Annotated in this window: 16 protein-coding genes; 6 read left to right on the top strand and 10 right to left on the bottom strand. The window is 73.7% G+C overall.

Features of this window, described 5'->3' with window-relative positions; translation table 11 throughout:
• The coding region (locus CCN56_RS18350) for a PP2C family protein-serine/threonine phosphatase (protein WP_107484178.1) at positions 1 to 1,663 on the top strand (1,663 nt) is incomplete at its 5' end.
• A gap of 39 nt (positions 1,664 to 1,702) precedes the next feature.
• Here the strand turns inward: CCN56_RS18350 and CCN56_RS18355 are convergent.
• From CCN56_RS18355 to CCN56_RS18375, 5 genes are all read right to left on the bottom strand, one after another.
• Positions 1,703 to 4,666: a HAMP domain-containing protein gene (locus CCN56_RS18355; RefSeq protein ID WP_086828191.1), complete on the bottom strand. Its 2,964-nt coding sequence runs from the start codon at positions 4,664 to 4,666 to the stop codon at positions 1,703 to 1,705.
• Positions 4,667 to 4,742: 76 nt separating this feature from the next.
• A complete protein-coding gene (locus tag CCN56_RS18360; protein ID WP_086828193.1) occupies positions 4,743 to 5,141 on the bottom strand; it encodes an ATP-binding protein in 399 nt (132 codons plus the stop codon).
• Positions 5,142 to 5,254: 113 nt separating this feature from the next.
• On the bottom strand, positions 5,255 to 5,650 hold the full coding sequence (locus CCN56_RS18365; RefSeq protein WP_086828195.1) for an STAS domain-containing protein: 396 nt from the start codon (positions 5,648 to 5,650) through the stop codon (positions 5,255 to 5,257).
• Between the two features lie 146 nt (positions 5,651 to 5,796).
• Positions 5,797 to 6,039 carry a hypothetical protein gene (locus CCN56_RS18370; protein WP_086828197.1) on the bottom strand — a complete coding sequence of 81 codons (243 nt, stop codon included), beginning with the start codon at positions 6,037 to 6,039 and terminating at the stop codon, positions 5,797 to 5,799.
• A gap of 27 nt (positions 6,040 to 6,066) precedes the next feature.
• Positions 6,067 to 6,990: a SigB/SigF/SigG family RNA polymerase sigma factor gene (locus CCN56_RS18375; protein WP_086828199.1), complete on the bottom strand. Its 924-nt coding sequence runs from the start codon at positions 6,988 to 6,990 to the stop codon at positions 6,067 to 6,069.
• 187 nt (positions 6,991 to 7,177) lie between these two features.
• On the opposite strand from CCN56_RS18375, the gene CCN56_RS18380 reads away from it, so the two are divergent.
• Positions 7,178 to 7,522, top strand: coding sequence for a DUF3040 domain-containing protein (locus tag CCN56_RS18380; RefSeq protein ID WP_086828200.1), 345 nt, complete (start codon positions 7,178 to 7,180; stop codon positions 7,520 to 7,522).
• A gap of 83 nt (positions 7,523 to 7,605) precedes the next feature.
• On the opposite strand, the gene CCN56_RS18385 is transcribed toward CCN56_RS18380, so the two are convergent.
• Positions 7,606 to 7,761: a hydrophobic protein gene (locus CCN56_RS18385; RefSeq protein ID WP_086828202.1), complete on the bottom strand. Its 156-nt coding sequence runs from the start codon at positions 7,759 to 7,761 to the stop codon at positions 7,606 to 7,608.
• Between the two features lie 181 nt (positions 7,762 to 7,942).
• Here CCN56_RS18385 and CCN56_RS18390 point away from each other — a divergent pair, with 181 nt between their 5' ends.
• The 4 genes from CCN56_RS18390 (at position 7,943) to CCN56_RS18405 (ending at position 10,589) form a co-directional block, all read left to right on the top strand.
• A complete protein-coding gene (locus CCN56_RS18390) occupies positions 7,943 to 8,521 on the top strand; it encodes a type 1 glutamine amidotransferase domain-containing protein (RefSeq protein ID WP_086828204.1) in 579 nt (192 codons plus the stop codon).
• Between the two features lie 23 nt (positions 8,522 to 8,544).
• The gene (locus CCN56_RS18395; protein ID WP_086828207.1) at positions 8,545 to 8,733 is read left to right on the top strand and encodes a CsbD family protein; all 189 of its coding nucleotides are present in this window, start codon (positions 8,545 to 8,547) and stop codon (positions 8,731 to 8,733) included.
• A gap of 239 nt (positions 8,734 to 8,972) precedes the next feature.
• Positions 8,973 to 9,392 carry a CBS domain-containing protein gene (locus CCN56_RS18400; protein WP_086828215.1) on the top strand — a complete coding sequence of 140 codons (420 nt, stop codon included), beginning with the start codon at positions 8,973 to 8,975 and terminating at the stop codon, positions 9,390 to 9,392.
• Between the two features lie 177 nt (positions 9,393 to 9,569).
• Positions 9,570 to 10,589, top strand: coding sequence for an SDR family oxidoreductase (locus CCN56_RS18405; RefSeq protein ID WP_086828217.1), 1,020 nt, complete (start codon positions 9,570 to 9,572; stop codon positions 10,587 to 10,589).
• Between the two features lie 130 nt (positions 10,590 to 10,719).
• Here the strand turns inward: CCN56_RS18405 and CCN56_RS18410 are convergent, their stop codons facing one another.
• From CCN56_RS18410 to CCN56_RS18425, 4 genes are all read right to left on the bottom strand, one after another.
• Positions 10,720 to 11,736: an iron-containing redox enzyme family protein gene (locus CCN56_RS18410; protein ID WP_086828209.1), complete on the bottom strand. Its 1,017-nt coding sequence runs from the start codon at positions 11,734 to 11,736 to the stop codon at positions 10,720 to 10,722.
• Positions 11,733 to 12,077, bottom strand: coding sequence for a CDGSH iron-sulfur domain-containing protein (locus CCN56_RS18415; RefSeq protein ID WP_086828211.1), 345 nt, complete (start codon positions 12,075 to 12,077; stop codon positions 11,733 to 11,735). Before CCN56_RS18415 ends, CCN56_RS18410 begins: the two co-directional genes overlap by 4 nt.
• 67 nt (positions 12,078 to 12,144) lie before the next feature.
• Positions 12,145 to 12,789: a HemK2/MTQ2 family protein methyltransferase gene (locus CCN56_RS18420; RefSeq protein ID WP_086828219.1), complete on the bottom strand. Its 645-nt coding sequence runs from the start codon at positions 12,787 to 12,789 to the stop codon at positions 12,145 to 12,147.
• Between the two features lie 68 nt (positions 12,790 to 12,857).
• On the bottom strand, positions 12,858 to 13,587 hold a 730-nt coding region (locus CCN56_RS18425; RefSeq protein WP_256962028.1), incomplete at its 5' end, for a glutamate-cysteine ligase family protein.

Raw genomic sequence — 13,587 nt, forward strand, 5'->3', positions numbered from 1 at the left:
CCGCGCCCTGCTCCCGCTGCGCCGGCGCGACAGGACCGTCGGCGTCGCGCTCGTCGGCTGGCCGGGCCCGACGGTGCTCGACGGAACGGCCCGCCGCGCGCTCACCGGCCTCATGGAGGTCGCGGGCACGGTGCTCGACGCCGCGGGCTCGGCGCCGACCGCCGTCCCCGTCCTCGTCGACGTGCTCGACTCCCTCGCACAGCCGGCGATGCTGCTCGCCGTGCCCGGTACGTCGGGGCCGCCGGTCGTGGAGCACCTCAACGGCGAGGCGGCCGTCGCGCTCGGGGGCGTCTTCCCCGGCGGAGGCGTCTCCCTGGCCCGCGCCTTCCCCCTCGCCCACGCCGACCTCGCGCGCATGGCACGACGCGCCGTCGGCACCGGGCGCACCCAGCGGGCCGCCCGGCTGCCGGTGTCCGCGGGGCCCGGAGACCCCCCGCCGCTCCTCGACGTGCGCGTGCTGCCGGCCGGCGGGAACCGCGCCGTGGTGATGTGGCACACCGTGGGCGCCACCGGCCTCGCCGCGGCCCGGGCGGTCGCCCGGCTGCAGGACGTGGCCCCCTTTCAGGACAGCCTGGACGGCGGCGAGACGGCGTGGTCACCGGAGGCGTACGGCATCTTCGGCATGGCGCGGGACGAGGCGCCCGTACCGCTCGCCGAACTGGGCTACCGGGTGCGCCCGGACGACCGGGACGCCCTCGCCGACCTGGTGACGACCCTGACCGAACGGCAGACGGGCGGGCAGACGATCCTGCGGATCGTGCTCCCCGACGGCACCGTGCGCCATGTGCGCGTGGCGGCCGAGCCACTGATCACGGAGGGGACCGTCACCGGCCTCGCCGGGGTCTACCAGGACGTGTCGGACAGCCGCAGGACCGAGGCCGCGCTGACCGCGACCTTCGACCACCTCACCGCGCTGCACAACCAGGCGGAGCTGCGCCACCAGCTGGCGCTCCAGCTCCAGCAGGCGATCGTGCCCGAGGTGCCCGGCCTCCAGGAGATGCCCGGGGACCTGGTGGTGGCCGCCCGGTACCGGCCGGCGGCGGAGGAGTACCGGGTCGGTGGCGACTGGTACGACGTGCTCGCGCTGCCGAGCGGCAGGATCCTCGTCGCCGTCGGCGACATCGCGGGACACGGCATCGACGCCGTCACGGGCATGGTGGCCCTCCGCAACGCCCAGCGGGCGCTCGCCTTCACCGGCCACTCGCCCCGACGGCTGATGGGGTGGCTCAACGAGGTGACCCTGCGCACGGGGGGCGGCATCACGGCGACCGCCGTCTGCGCCCTGTACGACCCCGAGGACCGCGGCCTGCTCTGGACGAGCGCCGGACACCTGCCGATGGTGCTGCTCAGGGACGGCAGGGCGCGGCTGCTCGAACCGCCCCAGGACCTCCTGCTCGGTGCGGTACCCGCGTACTCCTACCGTGAGCAGCGGATCGGGCTGCGCCCCGGGGACACCCTGCTGCTGTACACCGACGGGCTGATCGAGCGCCGCCACGACGGCCTCGACGAGGGCGTGGCACGGCTCGCCGCCGACGCGGAGCGGCTCGCGGGCCACGCGCCGGACACGCTCGTCGACTCCCTGCTCGGCACGGCGGTCGGGGACACCGACGACGACACCAGCATCGTCGCCGTACGGGTCCGGGGCCGGCCGCCGGTGGGCTGAACCGCTCGCCCGGCCGGACCGCTCGCCCGGCCGGACCGCTCAGTCGGCGAGCCAGGAACGGATCTTGTCGGTCAGTTCCGCCCCGTCGACTGGCTTCGCCACGTAGTCGTCGGCGCCCGCCGCCAGGGCCTGGGCGCGGTCGCCCGGCATCGCCTTCGCGGTGACCACGATGACGGGGAGACCCGCCCGGTCCGGCAGCTGTCTGATGGCCTTTATGGCCGAGTAGCCGTCCATCCCGGCCATCATGACGTCCATCAGCACGAGCGCGATCTCGTCGTGCGCGGCGAGCACGTCGAGACCGGCGCGGCCGCCGTCGGCCGTGAGGACGCGCAGCCCGTTCCTTTCGAGGACCTCGGTGAGGGCGAACACGTTGCGGGCGTCGTCGTCCACCACGAGGACGGTCCGGCCCGCGAGCCCGTCCGGAGATCCGGCGGTGGTCGACCGGCCGGCGGGGGAGGATCCGGCGGCGGTCCGGGTCCGGGCGGTGGAGGTCGTACCGGCCGTGGCGAGCCCCGCGGGCAGCGGCGCCGGCAGGTAGAACGTGAAGGTGCTGCCGTGGCCGACGATGCTCCGCGCCTGGATGGTCCCGCCGAGGAGGCCGGCCACCTCCCGGCTGATCGAAAGGCCGAGACCGGTGCCCCCGTAGCGCCGGGCGGCCGTGCCGTCGCCCTGCTGGAAGGCCTGGAAGACGTGCCGGAGCTGCTCGGGGGGGATGCCGATGCCGGTGTCGGTGACCCGGAAGGCCAGGACGTACCCGGTCCCGGCCAGGGCCGGCGGTATCTCGGCGGAGGACGCGGGCTCGACGGTGAGCGACACCCCGCCCTCGTCGGTGAACTTCAGCGCGTTGGACAGGAGGTTGCGCAGGATCTGGCGGATGCGTGCCTCGTCGCTGGTCAGCGTCTCGGGCACGTCGTCCGCCAGGGTGACGGTGAACTGCAGCCGACGCTCGTCGGCGACCGGGCCGAAGGTCGCCTCCAGGTACTCCACCAGCTGACGCAGGCGGAACGGCTCCTGCCGGACCTCCATCTTGCCCGCCTCGACCTTCGACAGGTCGAGGATGTCGTTGATCAGCTGGAGGAGGTCGGAGCCGGCGGAGTGGATGACCTCGGCGTAGTCGATCTGCTTCTCCGTCAGGTTCCCCTCGGCGTTCTGGCTGAGCAGCCGCGCGAGGATGAGCAGGCTGTTGAGCGGGGTGCGCAGTTCGTGGCTCATGTTCGCGAGGAACTCGGACTTGTACATGGAGGTGCGGGACAGCTGCTGGGCCCGGGCCTCCAGCTCCTGACGCGCCTGCTCGATGACCAGGTTCTTCGACTCGATGTCCCTGTTGCGGTCGGCCAGGAGCGCCGCCTTCTCCTTCAGCTCGGCGTTGGAGCGCTGGAGTTCCTGCTGGCGGTTCTGCAACTCCTGTGTGCGTGACCGGAGTTCGTCGGCAAGCTGGCGCGACTGGCCGAGCAGCTCGTCGGTGCGGAGGTTGGCGACGAGCGAACTGAGCACGGCTCCCGCGCTGACCACGAACCGGTCGAGGAACTCCCGCCGCAGGGGCGTGAAGGGGTGCAGCGAGGCGAACTCGACCGCGCCGAGCACCTGTTCCTCGACCACGACGGGCAGGACGATCAGCATGCCCGGGTCGCCGGAGCCCACTCCGGAGGCGATGGTGGCGTATCCGGCGGGCACGTGCTCGACCACGAGGGCGCGCCGGTCCTGGGCGGCCTGCCCGACGAGGGACTGGCCGAGCCGGAAGCGGCGCGGCGGGTCGTCCGGGTCGTCGGGGGAGCCGTAGGCGGCGGTCATGACGAGCTCGGTGCCCTTCTCGCCGTCCGTGGCGAGGAAGAAGGCCCCGTACTGGGCGCCGACCAGCGGCGGCACCTCGGCCATGATCAGCTCGGCGAGCTCGGGCAGGCTCCGGGTGCCCTGCAGCAGGCCCGTGATCCGGGCGAGGGTGGTCTGGAGCCAGTCCTGCTCCTCGTTGGCCCGGGTCGTGGCGCGCAGCGACTCGACCATCGAGTTGATGTTGTCGCGCAGGTCCTTGACCTCGCCCGGGGCGTCGACGGTGATCGAGCGGGTGAGGTCGCCCTCGGCGACGGCGCTGGTGACCTCGGCGATGGCGCGGACCTGGCGGGTCAGGTTCCCGGCGAGTTCGTTGACGTTCTCGGTGAGCCGTTTCCAGGTGCCGGAGACGCCCTCCACCTCGGCCTGGCCGCCGAGTTTGCCCTCGGTGCCGACCTCGCGGGCGACGCGGGTGACCTCGGCGGCGAACGAGGACAGCTGGTCGACCATCGTGTTGATGGTGGTCTTGAGTTCGAGGATCTCGCCGCGCGCCGAGACGTCGATCCGGCTGGTCAGATCGCCCTGGGCGACGGCGGTGGTGACCTGGGCGATGTTCCGCACCTGGTTGGTGAGGTTGTCGGCCATGGAGTTGACGTTGTCGGTGAGGTCCTTCCAGGTGCCGGAGACGCCGTGGACGGTGGCCTGGCCGCCGAGTTTGCCCTCGGTGCCGACCTCGCGGGCGACGCGGGTGACCTCCTCGGCGAACGAGGACAGCCGGTCGACCATCGTGTTGATGGTCTCCTTCAGCTCCAGGATCTCGCCACTCGCGTCCACCCGGATCTTCCGCGTGAGGTCTCCGCCGGCGACGGCCGTGGCGACCTGGGCGATGGACCGGACCTGGGAGGTGAGGTTGTCGGCCATCGTGTTGACGCCGGAGGTCAGCTCGCGCCACACCCCGCGCGACCGGGGCTCGCGGATCCGGCCGCCGAGCAGCCCCTGGGCGCCGACCTCGTCGGCGACCCGGGTGACCTCGGAGGTGACCAGCGAGAGGTGGCCGACCATGTCGTTGTAGACGCCGGCGATCTCGCCGAGGATGCCGTCCGCGGCGACGGGGAGCCGGACGGACAGGTCTCCCTCCCGTACGGCGGTGAGCCCCGCGAGCAGCTGCCCGAGGCCGTCCTCGCCGAGTTCCGTCTGCGGTACCGCCGCGTCCGGGGTGGAACCGTGCTGTGTCATGAACGACCTCGCACAGGGTGAGTAGCACGGGCTCCGGCGCAGCCTGGCTGCACGGAGCCCCGCATCACCTTCCACTCTAGGACGCCTCCGGCTCATCGGGCCGGGCCGTCACCTCCACCTCGAACCAGACGGCCTTGCCGCGGGCCCGGGGGACGCAGCCCCAGGCCACCGCGAGCCGTTCGAGCAGGTAGAGCCCGTGCCCGTAGGGGGCGCCCGCGTGGTGCCGTCCGGGGGGTCGGGGCCGTACCGGGTTCGTGTCGCTGACCTGGACCCACAGTCGGCCGTCGGTGCGGTCGAGCCCCAGTTCGTACGGGACGCCACCGTGGACGAAGGCGTTGGTGACGACCTCGGAGACCAGCAGCAGGGCGTCCTCGACGGCGATCATGCCGGGCTGCCCGGCGGCCCCGAACCATTCGCTCAGTGCCCGCTGTGCGAGGTCACGGCACTCCCGTACCACTCCGGTGCTCTCCGTCAACTCATAGCGACGGAGACGGTCGGACGCACGCCGTACGCGTGGGCCGGTCATACGCTGCTGCTACCCCCCCCCGCGGTCCGGGGAACCGCGCGGTACGGCGGCTCTCCCGGCGGTCAGTCCCCGGCGCCGGTGTCCGCCAGCGCGGCGTCGACGTCGGCGTACACCCGGAAGACCCTCAGGGCTCCGGTGATCTCGAAGATCCGGCGCACCGGCGGCCGCAGCCCGGCCAGATCCACGTGCCCCCCTTCGGCGAGCAGCCGCAGCCGTGTCCGCAGGAGCACGTTCAGACCCGTCGAGTCGCAGAACCGCAGTCCCGCGCAGTCGACGACGACGCGCATGGCCCCCGCGTACTCCCGCAGCGCGCTCCGCAGGGGGTCCGCCGTGTCGTGGTCGAGCTCGCCGTCGAGTGCGAGGACGACGGTCCCGGGACGTTCGCCGTGACGGCCCACCACCAGGAGACGGGCCACCCGTGAAGCCCTCGCCTCTCCCGTTCGGCTCGCAGTCTCCATGCTGCTCACCCGCCTCCTCGCGTACGGTTCCGCGCATCTCAGGCTCCGGACGCCTCCGGGCCCCTCCCGCCGGATCCCTCCGCGGCCGGAAGCTCCTACCTCGTTCCTGCCCTTTTCCGCCCGGTCATGACCCCGAGCGGCATCCCCTAGGTGTGGTCGGCCCCGGTCTCGTTCCCCCCGTCGGGCGGCGGCTCCCGGTCGGTCGGTGCATCCTTCCCGAACTGCGCCGCGCCGTGGCGCAGGCGCCGGCCCGCCTCTCCGACCTCCTTCGGGATCCTGGTCGCCACCTCGTTCATCGACTCCTCGGGCGGTGCCTGGGAGAGGTCGGGTTCGTCCATGCCGTGCTGCTTCGCCACGTGGTGGCGGCTGCCCCGGATCCCCTCGGCCATACGTCGGACGGCCAGAGGATTCGGTGGTCAGCCGCCCGCCGCGGCGCCGTCCCCGAGGAGGTCGTCCCTGAGTTCGCCGAGGATGCGGGTGAGGAGACGCGAGACGTGCATCTGGGAGAGGCCGATCCGGTGGCCTATCTCCGCCTGGGTGAGCTCCTCGCCGAAGCGGAGCTCCAGGATGAGCCGGTCGCGGTCGTCGAGCCGGGCGAGCAGCGGCCGCAGCGCCGTCAGCGACTCGATCAGCTCGTACGAGGGTTCCGAGCTGGCCAGGTGACGGGCGCCCGCGCCGGGGGCGGACTCCTCGTCACCGGCGGGGAGGTCCAGGGACCGGGCCGCGTAACCGTGGGCCGCGAGCTGGCCCTCGGAGACCTCCTCCTCCGTGAGGTGCAGCTCCGCGGCCAGTTCCGTCCGGCTGGGGCGGCGGCCGAGGCGCTGTTCCAGGGCGTCGGCCGCCTTCGCGAGGTCGATCCGCAGCTCCTGGAGCCGACGGGGAACCCGTACCGCCCAGCTGGTGTCCCGGAAGAAGCGCTTCATCTCGCCCACGATGGTGGGGAGGGCGAAGGCGGAGAAGTCGACGGTGCGGTCGAGGTCGAAGCGGTCGATGGCCTTGATCAGGCCGATCGTGCCGACCTGGATGATGTCCTCGGTGGGCTCGGCGCGGTTCCGGAACCTCCGGGCGGCGAACTTGACGAGGCTGAGGTTGAGTTCGATCAGCGTGTTGCGGACGTACGCGTACTCGGGGGTTCCCTCCTCCAGGACCCGGAGCCGTGCGAACAGTGCGGCGGACAGGGTTCGGGCGTCGTCCGTGGAGACGGCGGTCGGGCAGGCCGGCTCGGGGATCCCGTCCAGCGCCGCCCGCCGGGTCGTGGCACCCGTGGTGTCGGGCCCCGGGCCGGGGACGGCGGCGGTGGCGGTGAGCGTGGTGTCGGAGCGTTCTCCGGCGGTGGACATACGTGCTCCTTCGACGAGGGCGATGGGCCCTGCGTCGCGGTCTTCGGAGCGGCGGCGGGGGTCCGTCGGTCGAGCATCCTGAAGAAAGGATGCCCTTCTTGTGGCGGTTTGACACGAATCACCGGGGAAGCCGTAGAGACACGACGCGCCCCTGTCGGCGCGCAGGGACCGGGAGGAGGTGTCCGCGATGGACGAGGCCCGGCTCTCGGCGCACGAGCGGCGCGTTCTGGCGGAGATCGAGGAGCAGCTGAACCAGGAGGAGGCGTCGCTCGCGCACAGCCTGCGCACGATGCGCCGGACCCCGCGCCTGCCCGTGCCCTCGATCGCCCGGGCCCGCCGGCACCTTCCCTCCCTCGGCGTCGCGGCGCTCGGCGCCACGACCCTCGTCCTGCTCGTTCTCGCGGTCGCCACCGAGGCGCCGGCGCTCATCTGGACGTTCGCCGCCGTGTGGGTGCTGACCCTGGTCACCCTGCTGACCCTCGGCGTGCGCTGGGCGCGGCGCCGGGCGGCGCAGTCACGGACGGACGAGTGAGGCGCCGGGCCCCGGCCCGGACGCGCGCACCGCCGCCCCGGAACATCCGGGGCGGCGGTGGCATCTCGGGGCTGCGGCCCCGTTCACCAGCGGTACCAGCGGCCGTTTCCGCTCCTCATCAGGAAGCCGAGCAGCCACAGGACCAGCACGGCGATGGCGACCCACCAGAGCACATGGACGGCGAATCCCGTGCCGAACAGCAACAGGATCACGAGCAGAACGAGAAGTAGGGGAATCACGGCTGCACCTCCGCTGCCTGCGGGGCCCGGCCGGCCGACTGGTCCCGGCGCGGGAAATCCAACACCCGCGCGCCTGCCCCCTTTCCCGGAGAACATGCGAGGGGGTCTGTGACGTTTGAGGCGGCGCAGGCGGGTGAGCCGCAGAAGTGACGGGGAAGCGACGCCCGAGAGGAAACGCATCGTGTCGTCCGACCGAAAGCTCGACGGAAAGAACGTGCTCGTCCTCACGACGAACTACGGGACGGAGCAGGACGAGTTGCGCAAGCCGGTGGACGCCCTGAGGGAGAACGGCGCCCAGGTCACCGTCGCCGCGCAGAAGGACGAACCCGTCCGGACCCTCGTCGGCGACCGGGACCCCGGCGCCGTCGTCCAGCCGGACACGACCCTGGCACGGGCGACCGCGGACGGCTTCGACGCCGTGATCGTGCCGGGCGGCACCCTCAACGCCGACCGGCTGCGGACCGACGACGAGGCACGACGCCTCGTCTCCGCCTTCGCCGAGGCCGGAAAACCGGTGGCCTCGATCTGCCACGGACCGTGGCTCCTCGTGGACAGCGGCCTGGCCAGGGACCGCGAACTGACCTCGTACCCCTCCCTCCGCCCCGATCTGGAGAACGCGGGCGGAACCTGGCTGGACCGGGAGGTCGTGGTCGACAGCTCGGCGGGCCACCCCCTCATCACCTCTCGCCGACCGGCCGACCTCGACGCCTTCGCCGCGGCGATCGTCGACGTCCTCGACGGCGGCGGGAAGCCGGCATGACGAGAGAGGAAGGAGTTCGACCCATGCGCAAGAGTGGGATGCAGAAGGGCAAGGGGAAGGCGAAGGAGGCCGTGGGGAAGGCGACGGGCGACCGGCGGATGGAGGCGGAGGGCGAGACCGACCAGGCGAAGGGCAAGGCCCGCGAGGCCATGGAGAAGGTCCACGAGGCGACCGAGAAGACCCGCGACAGCGCGAAGCGGCGCGCTTCCTAGGCCGGACGGAGGAACCGTACGACGACGAGCGGTTCGCGCGCACGCGGGCCGTACGAGGTCCGTACGGGAATCCGCGGGCCATGCCGCACACGCGGCCGTACCAGGGCCCCCGGCGGATCCCCTTCCCGCCGGGGGCCCGCCGCGCCCGCACCGCCTCCGTCCGCGGTTGACGGCGCCGGAACCGGGCAGCCGCGCCGTGAGACAGCACCACGATCCGAGTGACACGACAGGTGATGGCCATGACCACCGCACGAGACATCATGACCCCGGAGGCGACCTGCGTCCGCTGGTCCGAGACCCTCGTCGACGCCGCACGGAAGATGGCCGACCTGGGTGTCGGTGCGCTTCCGATCTGCGGCCCGGACGAGAAGCTGATGGGCATGCTCACCGACCGCGACATCGTCGTGAAGTGCATCGCCCAGGGCAAGGACCCGGCGCGGTGCACGGCCGGCGAACTCGCCCAGGACGAGATCGTCACCGTCGGCGCGGACGACAGCGCGGAGCAGGTGATGAGCGTCATGAGCGAGCACCGGATCCGGCGGGTCCCCGTCATCGACCAGCACGTCCTCGTCGGCATCATCGCCCAGGCGGACGTCGCCCGCGCGATGCCCGACCCGCAGGTGGGCGACCTCGTCGGAACGGTCTCCGCGGACTCCTGAGTCCCGCGCACCGATGATCCCCGCACGCCGATGACATCCGCACGACGTGCCCGGCACGCCCCCCGCCCCCGGCGCCAGGGCCTCGCCCTCGGGACCTTCGTGGAGGGCCTGTTCGTCATCCACGCGCACCGCATCCACGCGCACCGCATCCACGCGCACCGGGGCGCGCGGCCGCCGATGGCCGGCCGGACCGTCGTCGTCACCGGCGCGAGCGCCGGGGTGGGCCGTGCCGTCGCCCGTGCCTTCGGCGAGCAGGGCGCGAGCGTCGCGCTGCTCGCCCGCGGCCGCCGCGGTCTGGACGCCGCGGCGGCCGAGGTCGAGGAGGCCGGCGGACGGGCCCTCGTGGTACCGGTGGACATGGCCCTGGCCACTCGGGTGGAGGAGGCCGCCGAACGGGTCGAGAAGGTCCTCGGACCCATCGACGTCTGGGTGAACTCCGCCTTCACCTCGGTCTTCGCCCGCTTCCCGGACGTCACGGCCGACGAGTACGCGCGGGTCACCACGGTGACCTACCTCGGCTGCGTCAACGGCACGCGGACCGCCCTCCGGCGCATGCGCCCGCGCGACTCCGGAGTCGTCGTCCAGGTCGGCTCCGCGCTCGGAGAGGTGTCCGTACCCCTCCAGGCGGCCTACTGCGGGGCCAAACACGCGATCAACGGCTTCACCGCCGCTGTCCGGATGGAGCTCCGGCACGAGCGCAGCGACGTGGCCGTCACCGTCGTCCAGCTCCCCGCCCTCAACACCCCGCAGTTCTCCTGGGCCCTCTCGCGGCTGCCCCGCCGCCCGCGCCCCGTGGCGCCGGTCTACCAGCCGGAGGTGGCGGCCCGCGCCGTGGTGTACGCCGCCCGCCACCCGCGTCGCGCGGAGTACCGGGTGGGGGCCTCCACGGCCGGCACCGTGCTCGCGCACCGGCTCGCCCCCGCCCTCCTGGACCGCTACCTCGCCCGTACCGGATACGACGCCCAGCAGACCGACGAGCGCGCACGGGTCGTGACCCCGCACAACCTGTGGGAGCCCCTCGACGGCCCCCAGGGCCGGGACCACGGCGCCCACGGCTCCTTCGATCAGGAGGCCGCCGACCGGTCGCCGTACACCGTGGCGGCACGGCACCGCCTCCTGCTGTCGGCGGCCGCCGGGGCGGTACTGGTCACGGCCCGCGCGCTGCGCACCCGGGGCACCAGGGCGGCACGGACCTGAAACCGGCAGACCCGACACCGACGGATCCGGCATCGGGGGACCCGGGACCAGGGACCTGGCACCGGCGGACACCGGCGGACCTGCCGCCGACGGACCCGACCACCGGCGGACCGGAGGGCCGGGCCGGTCCTCACGGCCGCGGCAGGGGCGCGCGCAGGGCGCTCTCGCCCCGCGACCAGGCGTCCATCACCCGGTCACCGAGCCGGTCCTCCAGGAGGCAGGTCGCGGCGATGCCGAAGGCGACGTCCGGAGCGAGGTCCGGTTCGTCGTCGAGGAGGCCGCCGACGACCTCGCGGCGCACGAGCTGCTCGTGGACGGCGTCGGCCTCCACGTGCTCCTCGTAGTACCGTTCCGCGGCCGGTCCCGCGCCGGTCCTGCGCATCGCCGCGGCGATGCGGGAGGCGGCGGGCGGCGAGGTCGTCTCCAGGACGGCGAAGTGCCCCACGAGCGCCCCGCGCAACCTCCGGTGCAGGCCGAAGAGCGACATGAGGTTCGAGGCCGCGAGGACCTCGGCGCCGGCCATGTCCACATGGCGGCCGTAGGCGGGGTCGAGCCCCAGGTCGGCCATCAGCTCCGCGTAGAGCCGGGAGTGCATCCGTTCCGCCCGCCCGCACCCGTACTCGTCGTACTCGACGGCCACCATCGCCGCCTTGGCGCGGCCCCGCAGCCGGGGGACCACCCACAGGTGCGGATCGGCCTCCCGCAACTGGTGCACGGAGCGCAGCGCGACGTACTCGCGCAGGTGCCACGACTCGCCCGAGGACATCAGGAAATGCGAGACGCCCGTGCCGTCGACCGGTTCCATGAGCAGGGCGGCCAGCGCCTCGTCGACGTTCGGGCGGTGGCGGCAGTCGTGGCGCAGCGCGCTCTCGAAGCGGTGCTCGAGCAGGGCCCGGACCCTGAGCAGGTCGGGATCCCACTCCAGGGTGTCGGGGACGCCCGCGAAGCCCCGGTAGCAAAGCTCGTAGCAGAGGTGGAGGGCGAGCTGGAGATCCTCCCCGTACGGTGAACAGCGCGCGATGTCGGCCGCCCGGGGCAGATCGCCGGGCCCACCGCCGAGCAGCCGGTTCCGGACCCCCCGGGAGACCTCTCCGCGGGCCTCGGGGGCCTCCGGCTGGGCCGCGACGTCCGGAGTGAGCAGGGTCATGACGTCTCCGCCTCCTCGGTCGGGCCACGCGGCGCGCGCCGGGCGGCTCCCTTCGCCGACGTGCCCGCGCCGGCCCGGAGGCGTGGACGGTGGCTCGTGTCGCAGAACGGCGCCCGCAGGCTCCGCCGGCACGTGCAGAGCGCCATCACGGGCCGCTCGCAGAGGATCACCGACCCGTCCGGCATGACGATCTCCGCGGGCCCCTCCACGAGCAGCGGACCCTCGGGGAGCGGACGGAACCGCGGCGGGGACGTCCGGGGCCGGACGTTTCCGGGGTCGGCGGCGACGCCGTCCTCCGGGACCCCCACCCGCGGGGCGCTCTCGTTCGGGGAAGCAGACATCACCCACACCACCCATCGGCTCGGACCGGGTCGGTACGTCGCGACTGCCCCGGCTCCCGGTTCCGAATCACGCCCGGCAGGCACGGATCACCACGAGCTCCTCGGCCCCCGCACCCGGAGGGATCAGCCCCCGGGCCGCGAACCAGTCCGCCCGGGCCGCCATCACGGGGCCGAACGGCTCGGTGTGCCGCTCGACGACACGGGCCCGCAGCCCGCCGCGGGCGAGCGCGTCGAGGGTGGCGGCGACCCCGGAGAGCGAGGACTGCACGAGGAGCAGGACCCCGGACGGCGTCAGGAGAACCGGCGCCCGCGCGCAGACACGGTCGAGGAGCAGCCGGCCGTCGGTGCCGGCGTCCCAGCTCCGCCGCGCGCCGCGCACGGGAGCCTTTGGGTCCTCGCTGGGTACGTAGGGCGGGTTCACGGTGACGAGGTCGAAGCGTTCGCGCGCCACCGGCGCGTCCAGGTCGCCGCGCAGCGCCCGGATCCGGCAGCCGTGCAGCAGCGCGTTGAGCCGGGAGGCGGCGATCGCGGCGCGCGAGATGTCGACGGCGGTGGCCCGCGCGCCCCGCAGGGCGGCGAGGACCGCGAGGACGCCGGTGCCCGTGCACAGGTCGAGCGAGCGCATCCCGGGCCGCAGCTCCTCGCGCCGCAGCCGGGCCGCCAGGAGCGCGGTGTCCGCCTGGGGCGCGTACACGCCGGGAAGACGGCACATCCGCAGGGTGTCCGCGGCGTCCCCGCGGCCGGGCGCCGGGGCGAGCGGGACGACGTGACCCACGCCGGTCAGCTCCCCGTCGTGGCGGCGGCCAGCGCGTCGACCACCGCGCCGAACCGGCGGTGCCGGTGGAAGACCGCGCGCTGACGCGCGGCGCCGCCGCCGTCCGCGCGGATCCGCTCCCACTGCTCCCAGGCCCAGTCGGTGTCGCCGGCGAAGTCGAGCCCGGGCCGGGCGAGGACGAAGAGGTCGTCGAGGAGTTCCGCGGCGGGCCGCTCCCGGCCGTCGACCGGATCGAGACCGTTCCCCGTGATGCCCTGGACGGCGGCGAGCCGATGGGCCCGGAGCAGGAGCGGGCCTGGCACCGGCAGCGGGGGGACGTGGGCGTCGACGCGGGCCAGCAGCGTGGCGGCGAGACCGCGGACCAGGATCGCGAGCAGCACCACCGTGTCGAGGTCGGCGTTGGTGTCGGCGACCCGGATCTCCAGGGTCGGCACGTGCTCCGAGGGCCGGGCGTGCCAGTACACCATCCGGTCGTCCAGGAGCGTCCCGTCCTCGACCAGGCGCGCCACAAGGGCGAGGTACCGGGGTTCGTCGAGCACCGGCGTCGGGCCGACGGTCGGCCACCTCGCGTGCTCGACGGCGCGCCGGCTCTGGTAGCCGGTGTCGTGCCCGCGGGCGTAGGGCGAGTTCGCGGCCAGCGCCTGGAGCACGGGCAGCCAGGGCCGCATGTGCTGGGCGAGCGCGAGGGCACGTCCGCGGTCGAGCGTGCCGACGTGGACGTGCCCTCGCGCTCGC

The organism is Streptomyces sp. NRRL B-24572 (assembly GCF_002156145.1).
GTDB classification, from domain to species: domain Bacteria; phylum Actinomycetota; class Actinomycetes; order Streptomycetales; family Streptomycetaceae; genus Streptomyces; species Streptomyces vietnamensis.

What these genes read in the sequence shown, in the direction of transcription:
- CCN56_RS18410 (WP_086828209.1), bottom strand. Translation starts at nt 11,736, where the DNA reads ATGACCCTGCTCACTCCGGACGTCGCGGCCCAGCCGGAGGCCCCCGAG.
- CCN56_RS18375 (WP_086828199.1), bottom strand. Translation starts at nt 6,990, where the DNA reads ATGTCCACCGCCGGAGAACGCTCCGACACCACGCTCACCGCCACCGCC.
- CCN56_RS18415 (WP_086828211.1), bottom strand. Translation starts at nt 12,077, where the DNA reads ATGTCTGCTTCCCCGAACGAGAGCGCCCCGCGGGTGGGGGTCCCGGAG.
- CCN56_RS18395 (WP_086828207.1), top strand. Translation starts at nt 8,545, where the DNA reads ATGCGCAAGAGTGGGATGCAGAAGGGCAAGGGGAAGGCGAAGGAGGCC.
- CCN56_RS18420 (WP_086828219.1), bottom strand. Translation starts at nt 12,789, where the DNA reads ATGTGCCGTCTTCCCGGCGTGTACGCGCCCCAGGCGGACACCGCGCTC.
- CCN56_RS18400 (WP_086828215.1), top strand. Translation starts at nt 8,973, where the DNA reads ATGACCACCGCACGAGACATCATGACCCCGGAGGCGACCTGCGTCCGC.
- CCN56_RS18355 (WP_086828191.1), bottom strand. Translation starts at nt 4,666, where the DNA reads ATGACACAGCACGGTTCCACCCCGGACGCGGCGGTACCGCAGACGGAA.
- CCN56_RS18365 (WP_086828195.1), bottom strand. Translation starts at nt 5,650, where the DNA reads ATGGAGACTGCGAGCCGAACGGGAGAGGCGAGGGCTTCACGGGTGGCC.
- CCN56_RS18405 (WP_086828217.1), top strand. Translation starts at nt 9,570, where the DNA reads ATGGCCGGCCGGACCGTCGTCGTCACCGGCGCGAGCGCCGGGGTGGGC.
- CCN56_RS18380 (WP_086828200.1), top strand. Translation starts at nt 7,178, where the DNA reads ATGGACGAGGCCCGGCTCTCGGCGCACGAGCGGCGCGTTCTGGCGGAG.
- CCN56_RS18370 (WP_086828197.1), bottom strand. Translation starts at nt 6,039, where the DNA reads ATGGCCGAGGGGATCCGGGGCAGCCGCCACCACGTGGCGAAGCAGCAC.